Annotated in this window: 16 protein-coding genes; all 16 read left to right on the forward strand. The window is 49.1% G+C overall.

From position 1 onward, the window contains the following. Nucleotides 1-147: 147 nt before the first annotated feature. The 16 genes from AR333_RS21395 (at nt 148) to AR333_RS21470 (ending at nt 17031) form a co-directional block, all read left to right on the forward strand. Nucleotides 148-513 carry an NADH-quinone oxidoreductase subunit A gene (locus AR333_RS21395; protein WP_068777408.1) on the forward strand — a complete coding sequence of 122 codons (366 nt, stop codon included), beginning with the start codon at nt 148-150 and terminating at the stop codon, nt 511-513. Beyond that, entirely contained in the window at nt 498-1016 is a 519-nt protein-coding gene (locus tag AR333_RS21400; RefSeq protein ID WP_068777409.1) for an NADH-quinone oxidoreductase subunit B family protein, read from the forward strand. Before AR333_RS21395 ends, AR333_RS21400 begins: the two co-directional genes overlap by 16 nt. Continuing rightward, a complete protein-coding gene (locus AR333_RS21405) occupies nt 1013-1732 on the forward strand; it encodes an NADH-quinone oxidoreductase subunit C (protein WP_068777410.1) in 720 nt (239 codons plus the stop codon). Before AR333_RS21400 ends, AR333_RS21405 begins: the two co-directional genes overlap by 4 nt. A gap of 3 nt (nt 1733-1735) precedes the next feature. Beyond that, complete coding sequence (locus AR333_RS21410; RefSeq protein WP_068777411.1) at nt 1736-2833, forward strand: NADH-quinone oxidoreductase subunit D; 1098 nt, start codon at nt 1736-1738, stop codon at nt 2831-2833. Then, nucleotides 2833-3840 (forward strand): NADH-quinone oxidoreductase subunit NuoH, encoded by a 1008-nt coding sequence (nuoH, locus tag AR333_RS21415; RefSeq protein ID WP_068777412.1) that lies wholly within the window; start codon nt 2833-2835, stop codon nt 3838-3840. The genes AR333_RS21410 and nuoH overlap by 1 nt, the downstream gene beginning before the upstream one ends. A 39-nt stretch (nt 3841-3879) precedes the next feature. Further along, nucleotides 3880-4332: an NADH-quinone oxidoreductase subunit NuoI gene (nuoI, locus tag AR333_RS21420; protein WP_068777413.1), complete on the forward strand. Its 453-nt coding sequence runs from the start codon at nt 3880-3882 to the stop codon at nt 4330-4332. Then, nucleotides 4325-4849 (forward strand): NADH-quinone oxidoreductase subunit J, encoded by a 525-nt coding sequence (locus tag AR333_RS21425; protein WP_068777414.1) that lies wholly within the window; start codon nt 4325-4327, stop codon nt 4847-4849. The genes nuoI and AR333_RS21425 overlap by 8 nt, the downstream gene beginning before the upstream one ends. A gap of 2 nt (nt 4850-4851) precedes the next feature. Continuing rightward, complete coding sequence (gene nuoK, locus AR333_RS21430) at nt 4852-5163, forward strand: NADH-quinone oxidoreductase subunit NuoK (RefSeq protein ID WP_068777415.1); 312 nt, start codon at nt 4852-4854, stop codon at nt 5161-5163. Between the two features lie 80 nt (nt 5164-5243). Continuing rightward, nucleotides 5244-7127 carry an NADH-quinone oxidoreductase subunit L gene (gene nuoL / locus AR333_RS21435; RefSeq protein ID WP_068777416.1) on the forward strand — a complete coding sequence of 628 codons (1884 nt, stop codon included), beginning with the start codon at nt 5244-5246 and terminating at the stop codon, nt 7125-7127. Beyond that, nucleotides 7117-8745 carry a NuoM family protein gene (locus AR333_RS21440; protein ID WP_068777417.1) on the forward strand — a complete coding sequence of 543 codons (1629 nt, stop codon included), beginning with the start codon at nt 7117-7119 and terminating at the stop codon, nt 8743-8745. The genes nuoL and AR333_RS21440 overlap by 11 nt, the downstream gene beginning before the upstream one ends. A 3-nt stretch (nt 8746-8748) precedes the next feature. Further along, complete coding sequence (locus AR333_RS21445) at nt 8749-10263, forward strand: NADH-quinone oxidoreductase subunit N (RefSeq protein ID WP_068777418.1); 1515 nt, start codon at nt 8749-8751, stop codon at nt 10261-10263. A gap of 383 nt (nt 10264-10646) precedes the next feature. Beyond that, entirely contained in the window at nt 10647-13199 is a 2553-nt protein-coding gene (locus tag AR333_RS21450; protein ID WP_068777419.1) for a S8 family serine peptidase, read from the forward strand. Between the two features lie 4 nt (nt 13200-13203). Continuing rightward, nucleotides 13204-13455 carry a DUF1146 family protein gene (locus AR333_RS21455; protein WP_068777420.1) on the forward strand — a complete coding sequence of 84 codons (252 nt, stop codon included), beginning with the start codon at nt 13204-13206 and terminating at the stop codon, nt 13453-13455. Between the two features lie 165 nt (nt 13456-13620). Beyond that, nucleotides 13621-14949, forward strand: a complete 1329-nt coding sequence (murA, locus tag AR333_RS21460; RefSeq protein WP_068777421.1) for a UDP-N-acetylglucosamine 1-carboxyvinyltransferase — start codon at nt 13621-13623, stop codon at nt 14947-14949. Between the two features lie 219 nt (nt 14950-15168). Then, nucleotides 15169-16212 (forward strand): stage II sporulation protein D, encoded by a 1044-nt coding sequence (gene spoIID, locus AR333_RS21465; RefSeq protein WP_068777422.1) that lies wholly within the window; start codon nt 15169-15171, stop codon nt 16210-16212. A gap of 75 nt (nt 16213-16287) precedes the next feature. Then, the gene (locus AR333_RS21470) at nt 16288-17031 is read left to right on the forward strand and encodes a M23 family metallopeptidase (protein ID WP_068777423.1); all 744 of its coding nucleotides are present in this window, start codon (nt 16288-16290) and stop codon (nt 17029-17031) included. Nucleotides 17032-17231: the final 200 nt, after the last annotated feature.

Consider the following 17231-nt stretch of genomic DNA (forward strand, 5'->3'; position numbering starts at 1 on the left):
TTTTTTGTGTCCAAGGAAACGTTTTCATTAAATTCATTTTCATTAGACACAAAATTTTAGCGTATGCTATAATTGGAAGGTGTTGTATTACCATATTTTATGAGATCAATTAGAATATCTTATGAAAATGGAGGCGGTTTCAAGCGGATGTATACGGTGAAATATTTGATCGTTGCCATTTTCGTTGCACTCGGCGTCTTACTGCCCATTGCAGCTTTGACGATCGGCAGATTGCTAAGGCCTAATAAACCTACAGAAGACAAGGCAACCACCTATGAGAGCGGCAACGAGCCAATTGGGGAAGGTCAGATCCGGTTTAATATCCGGTATTACCTTTATGCGTTGATGTTTGTCATTTTTGATGTAGAAACTGTGTTTCTGTATCCGTGGGCAGTCGCATACAATCAACTTGGGCTATTTGCATTGGTTGAAATGTGTATTTTCATTGTGCTTCTTGGTGTCGGACTACTTTACGCTTGGAAGAAGAAGGTGCTGCAATGGACTTCAATTTAGGATCAATTACACCGGAAGAACGCGATGAGCTTAACCGCAATGTATTTATGACCACCCTTGAGCAGGTAAAAGCCTGGGCCCGGAGCAATTCACTGTGGCCGCTTACTTTCGGTCTCGCCTGTTGTGCTATTGAAATGATGGGGACTGGCGCGTCTCATTACGACCTTGATCGTTTTGGGGTCATTTTCAGGACTTCCCCCCGGCAGTCCGATGTAATGATTGTGGCAGGTACGGTTACTAAGAAGATGGCTCCTTTGTTGAAAAGGTTATACGATCAAATGCCCGAACCGAAATGGGTCATTGCGATGGGTTCCTGTGCCACTGCCGGAGGGCCCTATGTGAAATCGTATGCCGTTGTAAAAGGGGTCGATCAAATTGTACCGGTCGATATATACATACCTGGTTGTCCACCGAATCCAGCCGCATTAATCTACGGAATTAATAAACTTCAGGAAAAGATCCGTTACGAAGCTAAGACCGGGAAGCAGGTGACGAATCGTTGAGCGACAAGGATAAAGATAACCAAAAACAGCAGGATGTGACAAACTCACCTGAAGTTTTGGAAGTGCATACAATTGAATTAGAGGAAAAAGAAGTAAATAGATCGAAAATGGGGGAATCCACCGCAGAGGCTTCCGCAGACGTCGGCAAAGCGCAGGCAGCGGCTGAAGCGCGAGCTAACCGTGCGAAAGCCCGCAGCGCTAAGGATGCAGCTGATTCGGCTGCGCCGAAGGAGCCATCCCCTAACCAGCCGCTGCTGGATCGGCTGGTGGAGATTCTTAAGGGAGCGGTGAACGAACAGGCCGTTGAAGAGGCATACATCAACGAGATTGACGGTCACCGCCCCTTTGTGGTGATCCGCAGCGAGGACTGGCTGCGGACTGCTGAGGTCTTGCTGCAGCACAAGGAGCTGCAGTGTACGTATTTACGCAATGTAACGGGTCTTGATACAGAGTCGAACCTGGAGGTTGTGTATCACTTTCTCTCGATTCCTCTGCGTAAAGAATACGGCGTTAAAGTTCGGACAGACCGTACAGCTCCAGCTGTACCCTCTGTATCGGCAATATGGCCGACGGCAGATTGGAATGAACGCGAAATCTACGATTTGCTGGGCATTGAGTTCCCGGGTCATCCGAATTTGACCCGCATTATGATGCCGGATGAATGGATCGGACATCCGCTTCGCAAAGATTATGAAGCGTACGACCCGGAGGTGTAGCACTTGTTACGGACTGAAGAACTTCTGTTAAACGTCGGCCCTCAGCATCCGAGTACGCACGGGGTATTCCGCATTATAGTAAAACTCGACGGGGAGATTATCCGGGAAGCTATTCCTGTTATGGGCTACCTGCACCGTGGGACGGAGAAGTTAGCGGAGAACTTAACCTATACACAAATTATTCCATATACGGACCGAATGGATTATGTGTCTGCCATGACGAACAATTATGTGCTAGTGAACGCTGTTGAGCGAATGATGAACGTACAAATACCAGAAAGAGCGGAGTATTTGCGTGTACTTGTCATGGAACTTCAGCGGATTGCCAGCCACCTCGTATGGTGGGGGACTTATCTGCTGGATATTGGAGCTATGAGTCCCTTCTTATATGCATTCCGTGACAGAGAGATGATCATTGATTTTTTTAACGAGCTATGTGGTGCAAGGCTAACCTACAATTATATGCGCGTGGGTGGAGTGAAATGGGACGCACCGGACGGCTGGCTGGACAAAATCCGCGCATTTATTCCTTATATGAGAAGTAAGCTTGAGGAATATGACCGGCTGGTCAGCGGTAATGAGATTTTCCTTGCCCGTATTAAAGGCGTAGGCAAATACGATGCGGCAACTGCCATTGCATATGGTCTGAGCGGAGCCAATCTCAGGTGCACTGGAGTGAGCTGGGATTTGAGGAAAGACCAGCCTTACAGCATTTACGAACGCTTTGAGTTTGACGTACCCGTGGGTCAGAATGGAGACTGCTACGACCGTTATTTGATCCGGCTGGAGGAGATTGAACAGTCACTCCGGATTATTGAACAAGTACTGGATCAAATACCCGAGGGCGATACGATGGCGAAAGGATTGCGGGTAATTAGGCCGCCCGAAGGCGATATTTATGCACCGATTGAATCGCCAAGAGGGGAAATCGGGTGTTTTATTATGTCTAAAGGGAAGACCGAGCCTTACCGGTTAAAATTTCGGCGGCCTTCTTTTGTCAATCTGCAAATCCTGCCTAAACTGCTGGTAGGCGAAACCATGACCAACTTAATTACGATTCTGGGTGGTATTGATATCGTTGTTGGGGAGGTGGATTGCTGATGCTGGATTTGGTCGGACAACCGCTGACATGGACTCATACCCTTATATTTGTGGCTTACGGTGTAGTGCTCCTTCTAATTATTCTGGGATTCGTCACCTATGCCATTTATTTTGAACGTAAAGTGATCGGCTGGATGCAGGGCCGCTACGGCCCTAACCGGACGGGTCCTTTTGGACTACTTCAGACGGTTGCAGACGTGTTTAAGCTCCTGATTAAGGAGGATACAATTCCGCGTAAGGCAGACCGGCCATTGTTTATTTTGGCTCCCGTAATTACATTCATTCCGGCGTTTGTCGTTGTAGCGACGATTCCGTTCACGGCCAACCTGATTCATGCCGATCTGAATGTGGGCCTCCTGTATTATGTTGCTCTGTCCGGCATATCGACTATCGGAATGATACTCGGAGGCTGGGCTTCGAATAACAAGTATGCACTGCTCGGGGGTATGCGTTCCGCTGCTCAAATGATCAGTTACGAGGTACCGCTTGTCATTTCTGTAATCGGGGTCATTATGATGACGGGCACGCTGAATCTTCATAAGATTGTGGAGGCTCAGGGCGACAATTTCTGGAACTGGAACTTCCTCCCTCAAATCGTCGGGTTTATCGTTTTCATGATTGCAGGCGTTTCGGAGCTGAACCGGACTCCTTTCGATCTTCCTGAGGCTGAATCGGAGCTGGTCGCAGGATATCACGTGGAGTATAGCGGTTTCCGTTTTGCTTTCTTCATGCTCGCCGAATATGTATATGTATTTGCCATTGCATCTTTGACGACCGTCCTTTTTCTGGGAGGGTGGCATGCCCCGCTTGCCTTTCTTGCCTTTATACCGGGTATCGTCTGGTTTCTGCTTAAGTTCTCAATCATCGTATTCTTCTTCTTCTGGATCCGGGCGACAATGCCGAGGATCCGTATCGATCAGCTGATGGGATTGGGCTGGAAAGTCCTTTTACCGTTAGCACTGCTCAATATTTTTATTACCGCGGTCTATATGGGCATTACTGCATAGGGCGTCGGATTGTAAAGACACAGGAGGAGGAGAAAGCTCATGAAAGGATTGCTCCAAGGACTAGGCGTGACGCTCAAGACGATGACTCAGAAGAAAGTAACCTATGCGTATCCCGATGTTCCTCTGACCATGCCGGACCGTTTCCGTGGAATCCAGCATTTTGAACCCGATAAATGTATCGTATGCAATATGTGCGTGAAGGTCTGCCCGACCGAATGTATCTCTTTGACCGGCAAGGCTAACCCTGATCCCGAGAAGAAGGGGAAAGTGATCGAAACCTACGATATTAACTTTGAAATCTGTATTCTCTGTGATTTATGTACAGAGGTCTGTCCGACGGAAGCCGTCGTAATGACGAATCATTTTGAGCTGAGTACATACAGTCGTGACGATCTGTTTAAGGATATGAAATGGCTGACTGACAACAATACTCTGGTTAGAAAAGAAAATAATTATGCCTTTCCAAGGGGAGGCGCGAAGAAGGATGTTTAGCGGACTGGGCGGTTTCCTGTCTGACGGGCATAACTGGTGGTTCCTGTTATTCGCGATAGGTGCGATTGGCGGAGCAATCTATATGATTAACTTCACGAAAGTGGTTCATATGGTCTTGTCCGTTGCCTTTACTTTTATAAGTCTGGCAGGTTTATACGTACTCTTGGAAGCGGAATTTGTCGGCTTTGTTCAAATTCTCATTTATGCGGGTGCGATTTCTATTCTTATGATCTTTGGAATCATGATGACGAATCATAAAGGAGAGGAAGCATCGAAGAAAAGACCGGTATATCATGTACTTTTGACTATAGGGTCTTTGGGATTGTTCTTTATTCTCTTCTATGCGATTCAGAATACATCGTTTCCATCCGGCACTTTCGAAGCAGGGGGAGATAATACGCTTGAAATCGGCAAGCTGCTGTACAGCCAGCATGTCATTGCATTTGAAATTATGTCCGTTCTGCTAACGGTTGCGTTCATCGGCGCTATCGTCATAGCTAAGAGGGAGGAGGATTAACCTTGAGTGGTGTTGCTACTCCTTACTTGACGCTGGCGGCCATTCTTTTCTGCATAGGGTTGTATGGGGCTTTGTCCAAAAAAAGCGGCGTCATCGTGCTTCTCTCCATCGAGCTGATGCTCAATGCCGTGAACCTCAATCTTATTGCCTTCGCGAAACTGGGCGCAAATCCAGCGCTGACGGGCCATATTTTTTCCCTGTTTACCATCACGGTAGCCGCAGCTGAAGCTGCTGTCGGCGTTGCTATTCTGATAGCACTCTATCGTAACCGTGGGACAGGTGACGTTGAGGACATGAATTCGATGAAACATTAGACCCGGCTCGGTTCGTGAATCGGTTCAAGTATCCGAATAGTGGTTTAACGTCACTGACTTGAAGGAGGAAGGGAAGAAATATGGTATCCGTATTTTCACAATATGCCTGGCTCATCCCTGTATTTCCCCTGCTTGCCTTTGTACTACTGGCGGCAGCCGGAAGCAAAGCCCGCACAGCCGGCCCCTACGCAGGAATTGCTGCTATACTTGCATCCTTTATTATGGCACTGCTGGTTTGTATCGAAAGGCTTGACAGTGGTGCGCAGAATTATATCCGGGATGGTTTCAAGTGGCTTCAGGTCGGAGATTTCACACTGAGCATGGGCTTCGAAGTGAGCAACCTGAATGCCGTCATGCTGCTGATTGTTACGTTAGTCAGTCTGCTCGTCCATATATACTCCCTCGGGTATATGAAAACAGATGAACGAATTCACGTATTCTTCAGTTATATCGCGCTCTTTTCATTCGCTATGTTGGGCCTTGTGCTATCTGTTAATATGGTGCAATTTTACCTGTTCTGGGAGTTGGTCGGGGTCTGCTCCTTCCTGCTCGTCGGTTTCTGGTACAGTAAGCCAGAGGCTAAGGCAGCCGCCAAGAAAGCGTTTCTCGTGACGCGGATCGGGGATCTGGGCCTCTTCATTGGTATTCTGCTGCTGTTCTGGAGCATGCCGGGTCATGCACTCGATTTCGCCTCGATTCAAGCGGCCTTTGCATCCGGAGGGATTCCGGCGGAGACAACGACCTGGATCGCCGTGTTGTTCTTCATCGGAGCTATCGGCAAATCAGGCCAATTCCCGCTTCATACTTGGCTGCCTGATGCGATGGAAGGGCCTACACCGATCAGTGCCCTTATCCATGCGGCTACAATGGTAGCAGCCGGTGTGTACCTCGTCGCACGCAACTTTGATATCTTCCTGGCATCGGATACCGCTATGCAGATCGTCGCCTACGTAGGCGGATTTACCGCTATTTTTGCCGCGACTATTGCCATAGCCCAGAGCGACATCAAGCGGATTTTAGCTTATTCCACAATTAGCCAGCTTGGCTATATGATGATGGCGCTTGGAGTCAGCGATACTTACACAGCCGGGATTTTTCATTTGCTGACGCATGCATTCTTTAAGGCGTTACTCTTCCTTGGAGCGGGAAGCGTAATTCATGCCATACATACACAGAATATCCATGAGATGGGCGGCCTCGGTAAACGAATGAAGATTACGGCATGGACATTCGCTGTCGGTGCTCTGGCTCTTTCGGGCATCCCGCCATTCTCGGGGTTTTGGTCCAAAGATGCGATTCTCTCCGCAGCCTACGATAACAATCAGCTGCTATTCTGGATCGGCATTGTTACCGCATTTTTCACGGCCCTGTACATGGCACGCCTGTTCTTTCTGGTCTTCTGGAGAAAGGCGGAGACGGAGGCCGGACAGTCCGCTCACGAATCTCCCTCTACGATGACAGTACCTCTGCTAGTCCTGGCTGTTCCTGCTGCACTCGCGGGTTTCTTGTATACGCCTTGGAACGAAGGGTTCGGAAGCTGGCTGAGCGGGGTCGATCAACAGCACAAAATACACCTGTTCGTGATGCTCCTATCCTCGTTTGCGGGAATTCTGGGTATAATGGTCGGCTATATTCTTTATGCGAAGAACGCTATCGCGAAGGATCCTTTGCAAGCTAAATTACCGATGCTGTATACCCTTCTTGAGCGTAAGTATTATGTTGATGAGATCTACCGTTACTTCATTATCATTCCGTTCTACGGAATCGGAGCGGTACTGAAGACCATTGATACATATATCGTTGGCGGAACGGTACGACTCGTAACGGCTGCCGCATTCGGATTTGGTCAAACCAGTACGCGGATGCAGAATGGCCAGGTACAGACCTATGGTCTTATAACGCTGCTGGGCCTCCTGATTCTGATACTTGCAGTGGCAGGAAGGAGGTTCATTGATGTCGGATAATCTGCTTAGTCTGATTGTATTTTCTCCGCTTATTGGGATTATTGTTCTTCTTTTCCTACCGAAAGACCGGAAGGTAATCCTGCAAAAAGTCGGAATCGCGGCGACGGTGCTCCCGCTTCTTCTGAGCGTCTGGTTATATGCGGCATATGTCACTCAAAATTCGGGGATGCAGTTCAAGCAGCAATTCGACTGGATCACGATTCCGCTTAATAAGGAAGGTGTGGAGGGTCTTACGAATTTTTACTGGACCATTCCGTATCACCTATCCGTAGACGGCTTGTCGATGCCGCTCGTATTTTTGTCCGCCCTTATTTTTACCATGGCTGCGCTTGCGTCTATCTACATCAAGAAAAGATGGAAGGCATACTTCATCTGGCTTCTGCTGCTTGAGGTAGGTGTACTCGGGGTCTTTACCTCTCAGGATCTCGTCTTATTCTTCTTATTCTTCGAAATCACCCTCGTTCCGATGTTTTTCCTGATTGGAATCTGGGGCAATATAGACCGCGAAAAAGCCGCGAACCGTTTCCTGATCTATAATGGGTTAGGTTCCGCAATCATGCTGATTGTCTTTGCTATTTTGATTTCCACTGCGGGTATTTCCCAAGAAATCGCTGACAATAGTCTGACGGTTTCATACAGCGGAGATATTCAGAATATAACGCGCAATCTGCTGCAGGATTCGGAATCGCTGGTGAATCAGGCATCGGGGGATCCGCAGAATCAGAATCCCTTTTATCTTAGCGACGCGATGAAAACAACACTATTCTTGCTGCTGCTTGCTGCATTTGGAATCAAACTGCCCATCTTCCCGTTCCATACTTGGATGCTCAAAGTTCATACAGAGGCACCGCCTTCTGTCGTGATGATTCATTCAGGTATTCTGCTCAAAATGGGTGCGTACGGTCTGATCCGTTTCGGTGTGCTGCTGTTCCCGGCAGAGGCTTTGCAGTGGGCTTGGATCCTTGCCCTGCTTGGTGTAATCAACATTCTTTATGGAGCGATACTGGCTTTTATGCAAAAAGAGTTCCGGCTCGTGCTGGCATACTCCAGCATCAGCCATATGGGGATTGTGCTGCTCGGCCTGGCTGCTTTCAATCCGATCGGCATGCAGGGAGCGGTTTTCCAGATGATCTCACACGGCTTGATCTCAGCACTCATGTTCCTGCTTGTCGGCAGTATATACGAGCGGACTTCAACGACGGAACTGGATAAGCTCGGCGGTCTAGCTAAATCCATGCCATTCCTTAGCGCTGTGCTGCTGATTGGGGGTCTGGCTTCACTGGGGCTGCCCGGATTATCAGGGTTTGTCAGTGAATTGCTTGCTTTCCTCGGCTTGTTTGGATCAGCGCGCACACTCGCCGTTATTGGGGCGGTTGGCATCATACTGACAGCTGCTTATGTGCTGAGGGGGATTATGAAAATTACGTATGGACCTATTCGGGATAAGCACCTCGGTTTACCTGACGCCAAATGGATCGAGGCTGTGCCGATGATTACGCTTGTTGCTTTTATTTTGCTGCTCGGTGTGTATCCGGCTGTACTCAGTGAACCTCTGCAGCAGACCGTAAACGGGTTCGATCGTATGATTCACAGTATAGCCGGGAAGGTGGGGGGGTAGACCGTGGGACCGATTAGACTGCATTTGCAGGACTTGACGCACTTGCTACCGGAGATCACGCTTGTGGTCACTGCGGTACTACTTACCGTGATTGACCTGCTGCTGCCGAAGAAGATCGACCGCAAACTGATCGGGTGGCTGTCTTTGGCGGGTATAGCCGTCTCTATCGGATTTGTCAGCATGCAGATGAATCCTGCACAGGCTGTAAGCCTGCTGAACGGCAGCTACCGTATTGATGATTTTGGTAACTTGCTTAAGCTTGTATTTCTGGGAGGCACTGCCCTTATAACGCTCATGAGTCTGGGCAGTGTAGAAGAGAAAGACATCCCGCACATAGGAGAATATTATTATTTCCTGCTGCCGGCTGTGCTTGGAGCCATGATTATGGCCTCATCCTCTGACTTAATCACATTGTTCGTCGGTTTGGAGCTGCTCAGTATTACCTCTTACGTCATGGTTGCCATGAAGAAAAAGGATACAAAATCTAATGAAGCCGCATTTAAGTATGTTGTACTAGGCGGCATCTCGTCGGCCATCATTCTATACGGTATGTCCTTCCTGTATGGAATGTCGGGTTCGACGAACCTTGCAGTCATCCAGCAAGCGATCATATCGGGCTATTCGGATTACAAACCTCTGCTTTATGTGGCGGTGTTCCTGCTGCTGGCGGGCTTCGGCTTTAAGATAGCGGCTGCTCCTTTTCATTCGTGGGCGCCTGATGTTTATCAGGGTGCTCCTACACCGATCACCGCGTTTTTGGCGGTTGTGTCCAAAGGGGCTGCTTTTGCGATTTTGTTCCGCGTGTTTTACGCGCTGTTTGCCCTTGGTCAATTTCCGGAGGACCAGCTGACAGAAGATGTGTTCCTGGCGTTATCAGTCGTAGCTGCCGCCGCCATGATTGTGGGGAATACCGCTGCTCTGCGCCAGAGGAATGTCAAACGATTGTTGGCTTATTCCGGTGTGGCGAATGCCGGTTATCTGCTCGTACCGCTCGCGGTTCATATCAACTTGGTGCAAGTGGATAATTTCTCTAAGTTCCTGTTCTATTTAATCGCTTATCTGCTGATGAATATCGGGCTATTCGCTGTCCTGATAGTAATTGAGAAATCCATGGGGGATACTGATCTTAAAGGCTTTTCAGGCTTATACTACCGTGCGCCGTTTACGGCGGTCGCTACAATTCTGCTCATTCTTTCCCTTACGGGAATACCGGTATCCGCCGGCTTTTTCGGTAAATTGTATCTTCTCATCGGAACCATGCAGGCGCATATGTACTGGCTTGGCGGTGTGATGATCATAACGGCTGTTCTATCCTTTTACTATTACTTCGGATTAATCCGTCAGATGTTCATGCGCGTTGACTCGGAAGACAGGCCGATTCGAATCACCGCTCCCCTTGGTATTGTGATCTGGTTCTGTGCAGGAATCAGTCTGGCGCTTGGTATTTTACCAGGACTTTTGCTCCGTTATATCGATTCTATTTTTAGTTTGACTAGAGACCTCCTAATCCTGTCATAAATTTGATATAATATAAGCTTCTCCGCTTTTTTATGAGCCGGGAGGCTTTTTTCTTGTGTTTCCTGTATAGTAGAGGGTCTAGCTGTCTGTACAAAAGGAGTCCCTTGTCCGTCGCATTGCGAACAGCTGAACAACTATTGAATTCTGCAAAGCTGAATGTTAAGCCAGTTTCTAATGTTCCTACACAATGAAATTGCGATTGCCATAGCTGCAGCGGAAGTGCCGTCTGTCGTCATCCTTTCCATATTTACAGCATCTGAGCAGGTAAAGATCAATTTCAGTGACTTTGCTAACAGAAAAACGAGAAAATGGCAGAGGTTCGTTTTCCCGATTTGGCTGTAAATTTAGAAATTTTTTAAAAATGCCGAAAGAGGACTCTCCAAATGAAACCAATATTACGATATAAATGGATGTACGGAATAATTGGCATGCTTGTAATCGTCTTGGGGCTGGGTACGTCCTATGCGAAGGCATACTCAGTGTCCAGCGATCCGATGCGTATCAAACAAACTTATTTGGATCAAATTCATATGGATCAAGCTTGGCCGGAGGCGGGGATGTCTGAGGAGCCGCTGATTGTGGCGGTGGTGGACACCGGTGTGGATCTCGACCACCCCGATTTGGAAGGGCGGCTCGTCCCGGGAACTAATTTGCTCAATCCCCAAGCTAAGCCTATGGACGATAACGGCCATGGAACGAATGTAGCGGGTGTAATTGCTGCCAAGATGAATAATGACAAGGGCATAGCGGGGATTGCGCCTAATGCCAGAATCATGCCGATCAAAGCACTCGAAGCGGATGGCACCGGCGGAGAAACGAAGCTGGGTGAAGGTATCCGCTATGCCGTCGACCACGGTGCGAAGATCGTAGTGCTCTCCCTGGGCTTGAATAAATATTCAAGCTATATGGCGGGGACGGTCCGCTATGCCGAGGAGCGCGGGGTACTGTTAGTTGCCGCTTCAGGTAATGAGGGAGGCAGCGTGAAGTATCCGGCGGCCTACCCGACGGTATTGGCCGTAGGCGGCATGACCGCCGGAAGACAGGCGGATGTGCGGTCGAACTACGGGCCCGATCTAGATCTTGTAGCGCCTTGGAGCGTATATACCACTGCAAGGGGCGGAGGCTATGAGAACAAGGAGGGGACTTCCATGGCGGCTCCTCAGGTTGCCGGGGCTGCGGCCCTTCTGTGGGGCAAATTCTCTTACCTGGAGCCGTGGCAAGTTCGCGAGATGATCAAGCAAACGGCTGAAGATCTGGGTCAGACCGGATGGGATGCTGCGACCGGATATGGTCTTCTCCGCGCGGACCGTTTGCTCAAGGAATCTCTGCTGGGTGATCGGTTTGAGCCGAATGACGAGAGAAACCAAGCCCGCATGCTGCCCGTCCACACGATGGTCCATGCAGATTTCAGCTCGGGAGCGGACATAGATTGGTATAAGATTGACAGCCCCTATGACGGGTATGTGAAACTTGTTGTAAAGTCAAGTGACGCTAGTCCTGTTTCTATTCGTCACATTCAGGATAATAAAGAGGCAGAAGATGTTTTTATCACGGACCCTAAAAGCCGGACGGTTACTCTTCCTGTTAAGAAGGGAATAAATGAGATTTCTCTACGTCTGTCGGATCCAAATGAAGTGCAGCCGATAACGTATTCTGTGCAGACGGAGTTTCTGATTTATTCAGATGCTTTTGAAGATAATGACAAGCAATACAAGGCATCTGCGCTGCCCGCGAGAAGCCAAGTTGTGAAGGGCACGTTTCATCAAGAGAATGATCAGGATTGGTTTGTGATTTCTTTCGATAAATCGGGGACTCTGCGCTTGAAAACTTCCGTGGATACAGCTAGAATAGACCCGGTAGTATTGATTCAGAAAAAGGGAGAAAAATCGACAACGTTTGATCAATTTGGAGAAGGAACGACCGAAGTGACTTCTCTCCTGAATATAATGCCCGGGGAATATTATATCCGGATCAGCAATGTGAAGGATAATACGCAACCGGTCATGGGAGAGTATACGCTTGAGGTCGATTACACGCCTAAACTGATTGACCCGAATGAACCTAATGACAAGCCGTACCAGGCTGCTACACTGGCCTTGCATGTAGATCATCCCGGCGTAATCGACTCTGCACGTGACGTGGATTGGTTTCAGTTCACACTTGAGCAGGAAAGTCTCGTACAATTGAATCTCAGATTACCTCAATTCGGTGGCGATGCTTCCTTTAAGCTATACGATCATGCTCTGGGGGGAATCGGCAGCGAAAGCACGAAGGGTATGGCGGGCAACTTTATACTCGAACGGCGCTTGCCGGCGGGTTTGTATTACATCAAACTGCAAAGTGAGCAGACCGCAACCGAGATTATGTATGAACTGAATGCAAGCACGATGCCGCTTGTCGCCGGATTTTCAGATATTCATGGGCATTGGGCTGAGAATGCGATTGCCGATCTGGCCCGTGATCAGGTTGTTGGCGGGGGCGAAAGCTACCGGTTTGAACCGGATCAGCCCATTACACGTGCGGAAGCTGCAGTGATGCTGAGCAACGGATTTCGTCTGGAAAGAATTAAACCGGCGGAATACCCGGACGTCAGTAAAAGCCATTGGGCGTATCATGCCATCGCCAAAACGACGCTGGCCGGATACATGGACGGATATGAGGATGGGCACTTTCGTCCGGATCAGCCTCTGACCCGAATGGAGATGACTCGGGTTCTTGCGAATGCGATGGGAATGGCCGGCAAGTACCGCGGCCGGTCTCCTTACCGCGATGTAGCGGATGATTATTGGGGGGTTGGCATTCTCAAGCAGATGGCCTTGGACAACTGGATTCGCGGGTTTCCTGACGGGACCTACCGACCAGACGTGAAGGCCACCCGAGCGGAATTTGCAGCCCTATTGTCCCGGTTTACGCATTCGGTAGGGAAGAAGAGGTAGATTCATGTCGAATTTCGAACAATTAACGAATGAAGTACCGCAGATGCCATTGATTAACATCTTGGTTTATCTGATTGCTGTCGCCTTGTCTTGGTGGGCGCTCCAGGAATTTCGCTTTGACGTCCTGCTCAAGCGTCCCCGAAGCGCCCCGGCCAAAATGCTGCAAATCTTTATGTCCATCGGACTTGGGTATTTGGTCGCAAGTTTTTTCTTGAAATACCTGGAGTGGTCTGTAGGATTAAACGGAATTTTTTAACATTTTGTCGAATAACATCACGTTTACTTGTAAACAATGGTAGTACAACGGTGCCAAACTGAGAACCCACTGCGAATAGTATGAAATGTTGTGCGTTCATGACACATAGACGGATTGTCACGTAACAGGGAAAGATCAATAATATAAAGACGCGGAGGGACCGAGATGAGCAAAATTATCGTCCGCGGTGGCCGTAAATTAGCCGGAAGGGTAAAAGTTAACGGCGCCAAGAATGCCGTACTCCCCATCATTGCGGCCTCAATTTTAGCTGCGGAAGGAGAAAGCGTGATACATGACGCTCCTCCGCTTGACGATGTACTGGTAATTAACAAGGTACTGGAGAGCCTGGGTTTACAGCTCAGCTATGATAATCAAAGTGTTCGTGTGAATGCCGAAACGATCCACACCTGTGAGGCATCCTATGAGCTTGTCCGCAAAATGAGGGCTTCTTTCCTTGTGATGGGACCACTTTTGGCCCGTATGGGCAAAGCGCGTATTTCTCTTCCAGGAGGCTGTGCCATCGGGACGCGCCCAATCGATCAGCATCTCAAAGGCTTTGAAGCCATGGGTGCGGAAATTGAGCTGGGACAGGGTTATATCGAAGCACGGGTAAACAATCGTTTAAAAGGCGCCAAAATCTATCTGGACGTAGCCAGTGTGGGTGCAACAGAGAACATTATGATGGCTGCCGCTCTTGCTGAGGGAACGACGGTCATCGAGAATGCGGCTAAAGAGCCGGAAATCGTTGACTTGGCCAATTACCTGAATGCCATGGGCGCCATTGTCCGTGGAGCGGGAACGGGTGTCATCCGCATTGAGGGTGTCGAGAAGATGAAGGGCGCGGTACATACCGTCATTCCGGACCGCATTGAAGCGGGTACTTATATGATTGCCGCCGCTATTACTCAAAGTGAGCTTTATGTAGAAGGAGCGATTGGAGATCACCTTCGTCCGGTCGTCTCCAAGCTTCAGGAAATGGGAGTCAGCGTCGAAGAAGACGAGAACGGGATTATGGTGCGTGCTGATAAACCGCTGCGTGCAGCAGATATCAAGACGCTTCCCTACCCGGGCTTCCCGACTGATATGCAGTCTCAGATGATGGCACTGCAGCTCGTTGTTGACGGAACCAGCCTGGTAACGGAGACGGTGTTCGAGAACCGTTTCATGCATGTGGATGAGTTCATGCTGATGAACGCCTCTATCAAAGTGGACGGCCGTACAGCGGTTGTCAGCGGAAGCAACAAGCTTAGAGGCGCCAAAGTGTGCGCAACCGACCTTCGTGCAGGCGCAGCCTTGATTCTGGCCGCACTTGTTGCAGAAGGGGAGACGGAAATAACCGGTCTGCATCATATTGATCGGGGTTACGTGGACATCGCTTCCGCTCTGCGTTCCGTGGGAGCGGATATATACCGGGTAGCACCGCAGGAAGAACAGCAGACGCAGGAACAGACGCAGGAAATCGGAATGTTTGCGGTCCAGCCTACTTGGGCCTAATTCATTCGGATAGCGCGAAACTATAGCAAATCAGGTACAGAACGAAGCCGGCCCTTCACTCAGAGGGGCCGGCTTCGTTCTATTCTATTAATCTGCCTCATAAAATGAAAGTAATCCCGCTCCGGCAGGTAGGCGATGAGAATGAAGAAGAAGGGCAACCCTGTTAGTTCTAATCATGCCTGACAGTCTGCTTGGAACGGACATTTCGGAGGCGCTTCTATGAAATTCAAAAAACGATCGAAGCCGATTCACCCTGCTATTTTATGGACGACTCTTGTATGTTCGGGTCTGCTGTTTGTGACGATCCTGCTTCCTGCTCTTCTAGTAAGTAAAGAGGATACATCGTCTGAAGTAATGAAAGAACCGGAGGCGGACAGATCAAAGGTGAAGCCGGTCATGGTGCCGATCTACTTATCCAAGCAGCAGCAGATCCGTACCATAAGCTTGGAAGAGTATGTGCGGGGAGTGGTCGCAGCAGAGATGCCCGCTGATTTTTCGGCGGAGGCGTTAAAAGCTCAGGCGATGGCAGCGCGGACCTACATGGTAAGGAGAATTCTGGAGAAGGATTTCAGTAATGTGCCTGTCAAGGAGGCTTGGGTGACCGATACGATCCAGCATCAGGCCTACGCGACCGAAGAACAGCTGCATAGACAGTGGACAGGCTCCTCTTATGAAACCAACCTCCGTAAGATTGAGGCAGCCGTGAAGGCGACAGAGGGCAAAATCATTATCTATTCAGGCCGGCCCATACAGGCGACCTTCTTCTCTACTTCGAATGGATACACGGAGAATGCCAAAGAAGTCTGGGGATCGGAAGTGCCGTATTTAAAATCAGTCGATAGTCCCTGGGATGCTAAGCTTTCCCCGAAGTTCAAGCAGAATCTCTTATTTTCATATAAGGATGTCTTACAAAAGATGGGCCTTCCGAATTCCAGTGCAGCGGCAGGAAAAGAAGACGTTCGTATCTTAGAACGAACTGAATCCAAGCGAGTCAAAAAGGTCTCTATTGCAGGCAAAATATTTAGCGGTAGAGAAGTACGAGAAAAACTGGGGCTGAATTCTACTGATTTCGAGGTAACGGGCAGCGGCAGCAATTGGACATTCAAGGTCACCGGTTACGGTCACGGCGTAGGGATGAGTCAGTGGGGAGCCAACGGCATGGCGTTGGACGGCAAAAAAGCGGAGGAGATCATCGATTATTATTATACGGGTACAGAAATAGCTTTAGCCTCTTCTCTATTGAACCATCTGGAGCTGCAGTAACCTGCTAGAATTTCTTTTCTGCAAATGTATAAAACTCTCAAACGTGTCAAGAATGGTTACTGAGGTGATAACCATATGAGAGATGGTAAACAAGAGTTTCAAAAGAAGGAAGACGCTCCCCAAACTGCAATGGGAGCCGCAAATGTACCTAACTCCGCATGGAAAAGATTTTTAGCCAAAAAGTGGGTATTCCCGGCAACCTATGTAGCGGCAGCGGCAATTATCTTAACCATAATGTGGGTCTATCAGGATGCGATGAAGAAACCGGTAGCACTAGACACACCGGCCAACGTCCAGTCCGATAAACCTGCAGGCGAAACGGCTGGCAAAGACAATGCCGTTCCGGTAGGCGCCAAAGCCGAGAGCATGCAATGGCCGGTTAAAGACCGCAGCCAAGTCACGGTTACCCTTCCGTCTTACGACAGCAAGGCTTCCAATGAAGCCAAGCAAGCCGCTATGGTAGAATACGGCGACACTCTTACGCCGCATGTCGGTATTGACCTGGCACGTAATGACAAGCAAGCTTTTGAAGTAAGTGCTGCCCTGAGCGGTAAAGTAACAGCGGTTGATAAGAATCCTGTTGTAGGTAACCTGGTTGAAATTACGCACGAGAACGGTCTTGTAACCGTGTACCAGAGTCTGGGTGATATTAAAGTGGCTGCCGGTGCAACTGTGAAGCAGGGCGAAATTATTGCACAAGCCGGCCGTAACGAGCTGGAGAAAGATCAAGGCGTTCATCTTCACTTCGAAGTACGCAAGGGTGAAGCAGGTGCAGTGGAACTTCCGGAACAGCTTCTTCCGGAATATAAACAGCAATAAAATGAATCTTGGCGGATGGGGCAACCTGTCCGCTTTTTTTGCGCGAATTTGTGGGATAGCGGATTGGAGGCAATAAGGCCGAATTAGGACAGGCTTATGTCTTGTCCGTCAAAATAAATGGACGGAAATGGCTTGTCGGCCAAGGAAACAAAGAATATTAGGCCCTGCCTCTCATATAATGTACCAAACTATCCGAGTAG

This window comes from Paenibacillus sp. FJAT-26967, assembly GCF_001541095.1.
In the GTDB taxonomy this organism is placed as follows: domain Bacteria; phylum Bacillota; class Bacilli; order Paenibacillales; family NBRC-103111; genus Paenibacillus_F.

Bases quoted from the DNA above. Each gene is read 5' to 3' on its own strand.
- AR333_RS21470 (WP_068777423.1), top strand. From the start codon at position 16,288: ATGAGAGATGGTAAACAAGAGTTTCAAAAGAAGGAAGACGCTCCCCAA.
- AR333_RS21425 (WP_068777414.1), top strand. From the start codon at position 4,325: ATGTTTAGCGGACTGGGCGGTTTCCTGTCTGACGGGCATAACTGGTGG.
- nuoH (WP_068777412.1), top strand. From the start codon at position 2,833: ATGCTGGATTTGGTCGGACAACCGCTGACATGGACTCATACCCTTATA.
- AR333_RS21450 (WP_068777419.1), top strand. From the start codon at position 10,647: ATGAAACCAATATTACGATATAAATGGATGTACGGAATAATTGGCATG.
- murA (WP_068777421.1), top strand. From the start codon at position 13,621: ATGAGCAAAATTATCGTCCGCGGTGGCCGTAAATTAGCCGGAAGGGTA.
- nuoI (WP_068777413.1), top strand. From the start codon at position 3,880: ATGAAAGGATTGCTCCAAGGACTAGGCGTGACGCTCAAGACGATGACT.
- AR333_RS21395 (WP_068777408.1), top strand. From the start codon at position 148: ATGTATACGGTGAAATATTTGATCGTTGCCATTTTCGTTGCACTCGGC.
- spoIID (WP_068777422.1), top strand. From the start codon at position 15,169: ATGAAATTCAAAAAACGATCGAAGCCGATTCACCCTGCTATTTTATGG.
- AR333_RS21455 (WP_068777420.1), top strand. From the start codon at position 13,204: ATGTCGAATTTCGAACAATTAACGAATGAAGTACCGCAGATGCCATTG.
- AR333_RS21400 (WP_068777409.1), top strand. From the start codon at position 498: ATGGACTTCAATTTAGGATCAATTACACCGGAAGAACGCGATGAGCTT.
- AR333_RS21440 (WP_068777417.1), top strand. From the start codon at position 7,117: ATGTCGGATAATCTGCTTAGTCTGATTGTATTTTCTCCGCTTATTGGG.
- nuoL (WP_068777416.1), top strand. From the start codon at position 5,244: ATGGTATCCGTATTTTCACAATATGCCTGGCTCATCCCTGTATTTCCC.